This is a genomic window from Mesorhizobium sp. M00.F.Ca.ET.216.01.1.1, from assembly GCF_004010325.2.
GTDB lineage: Bacteria > Pseudomonadota > Alphaproteobacteria > Rhizobiales > Rhizobiaceae > Mesorhizobium.
On sequence record NZ_SADR02000070.1, the window covers coordinates 1 to 1,430 of the forward strand.

Sequence of the window (1,430 nt, forward strand, 5' to 3'; positions counted from 1 at the left end):
AGAGTCCTCTCTGATTGGGGTCGTCGTGGTCAAGGTGCTCCTGCACTTTTTCTCGGACCGTTCCGCGGGTCACTCGCTTCTCTTCGCGGTCGGCGCTTGGGCCGCCGCATGATGGGATCAGGAGAGCGAGACGTCTCAATCTGGTTCACGACCTTGCGAACCTTGGTTCGGCAGGTTCAGGACTCTCAACGAGATCGCCTCGCCCATCGTCCCCACGGAACGATCCGGGCATCGCCCTTTCGGGCGAAAGCTTTGTTCGTGTTCCTTGCTCCTTTGATCTGTCTCGGTCACGCTGCCAGTGCGGCAGGCTCCTTTCCAAAGCGGAACTCGGTTGCGTCGGCCCACATGCGGTGCAGGATGACGCCCAGTTTGCGGGCCACCGCCACGCGGGCACGCGCCATGCCGCGGCGTCTGGCGATGTTCATGCCCCAGGCGCGCAAGCTCGACCATTTCTTCGAGCGCACGAGCAGCGAATGCGCCGCCTCGTAGAGGGCGGTGCGGGCGAGTTCGTCGCCGCAGCGGCTGACCTTGCCCTGGACGTCGGTCTCGCCCGACTGATAGCGCGCCGGCGTCAGCCCCAGATGTGCCCCCACCGCCCGCGAAGAGCCGAACCGCTCCGGCCGGTCAACGGTGGCGCGGAAGGCGAGCGCGGTGATCGGCCCGACGCCCGGCGCGCTCATCAGCCGCCGACACACTTCCTCCTTGCGGACGATGTGGAGAACCTGCTTGGTCAAGCGGGCGAACTCCTTCAGCATGACGCTGAGGATCGCAAGAAGCGGCTCGACCATTGCCATCACCTCGGTGCCAGCCAGCTCGCGCACGCGATCAGCAAAGGCGGTGCGCGACGGCGTGCCGAGCTTGACGCCGGTCTCGCGTAGCATGGCGCGCACAACATTCTCGATGCTGCGCATCTCGTTCAGCACCGTGCGGCGGGCAACCAGCAGCGCGCGCCACAACCGGCATTGCCGGCTCTTGACATGCACCTGCCGGTACCAGCCGGTGCGCATGATCTGCGCCAGCGCGCGGGCATCGTTGCGATCGGTCTTGTTCGGCATCGTCTTCATGGCCGCATTGGCCTGGCGTGTCTCGATGCAGATCGCCGGCAGGCCTTCGGCGCGCAATCCGTCGTGAAGCCAGGCCGTCAGCGAGCACGCTTCCAGGCCGAGGCGCTCCAGCGGAAGCCCGACTTTGCGCAGCGCTTTGATCAACGCCTCCGGCTCGCTCGCCGCACGCATTTCCTTGACGATCCGGCCGCTCTCCTCGACCACGCAGATCGCAGTCTCTTCCAAAGACACGTCCAGTCCGGCAAAATACTTCATGGCTGCTCCTTCCCGATGCTTGTGGCGAATCAACATCGACCACGTTCTCACATCTCGACAGGAGCAGCCGCCCTTATCCGGGCTCGGCAAAGACCCCAATCACCCCATCTG

The 1,430-nt window shown here is 65.0% G+C and carries 1 protein-coding gene; it reads right to left on the bottom strand.

Annotated elements, in window-relative coordinates; translation table 11 throughout:
- Positions 1–287: 287 nt before the first annotated feature.
- The gene (locus EN859_RS35035) at positions 288–1,319 is read right to left on the bottom strand and encodes an IS110 family transposase (RefSeq protein ID WP_127857176.1); all 1,032 of its coding nucleotides are present in this window, start codon (positions 1,317–1,319) and stop codon (positions 288–290) included.
- Positions 1,320–1,430: the final 111 nt, after the last annotated feature.

Excerpts from the sequence above, each read along its gene's own strand:
- EN859_RS35035 (WP_127857176.1), bottom strand. The coding sequence starts at position 1,319 with ATGAAGTATTTTGCCGGACTGGACGTGTCTTTGGAAGAGACTGCGATC.